1 pseudogene is annotated in these 259 nt (G+C 68.7%); it reads left to right on the forward strand.

The annotated features are described in order from the left end of the window. Positions 1–259: pseudogene (locus SB725_RS32140) on the forward strand (amino acid ABC transporter); the annotation flags it as partial.

Here is a 259-nt window from a genome sequence, read left to right on the forward strand (position 1 = left end):
GTCGGTGGCGGTGCCCAAGGACTCGGACATCACCGACGCCCAGACCAACTTCAAGGGCCGCACCGTGGGCGCTCAGGCCTCCTCGACCCAGGCCATCTACGCCGAGGACCACTACGGCCCGGCCGGCGCCGACGTGAAGTTCTACCCGACCCTGGACGAAGCCAACAGCGACCTGGCCGCCGGGCGCGTGGACGGGGTGATCGCCGACAAGTTCCCGCTGCTGGCCTGGGCTGAAAGCACCGGCAAGGATTGCTGCAAG

Origin of the sequence: Pseudomonas sp. SIMBA_041 (assembly GCF_046535095.1) — a bacterium.
Lineage (GTDB): Bacteria > Pseudomonadota > Gammaproteobacteria > Pseudomonadales > Pseudomonadaceae > Aquipseudomonas > Aquipseudomonas mucoides.